General features: G+C 61.7%; 1 protein-coding gene. It reads right to left on the bottom strand.

All coding sequences use genetic code 11. The features are described 5' to 3' along the window. Positions 1-206: hypothetical protein (locus tag L6D81_RS29475; protein ID WP_236183015.1), on the bottom strand; the 206-nt coding region annotated here is incomplete at both ends.

The following is a 206-nucleotide window of genomic DNA, read 5'->3' as shown; positions in this document are numbered from 1 at the left end:
CAGGGAGTCTGCGCCCTGGCCGCCGTCGAGGATGTTGTTGCCGTCGTTGCCGGTCAGGGTGTTGTTCAGACCGTTGCCAGTGCCGTTGAGGTTGGCCGTGCCGGTAAGCACCAGATTTTCCAGGTTGGCGCCCAGGGTCCAGTTCACCGAAGAACGCACGGTGTCGATTTCGCTGGCCAGGGTGCTGGTTTCGATGATGGTGTCAC

Origin of the sequence: Pseudomonas sputi, assembly GCF_021603585.1 — a bacterium.
Lineage (GTDB): Bacteria > Pseudomonadota > Gammaproteobacteria > Pseudomonadales > Pseudomonadaceae > Aquipseudomonas > Aquipseudomonas sputi.
Note: the sequence above shows the minus strand (reverse complement) of the source record. Positions and strands in the feature narration are given on the sequence as shown.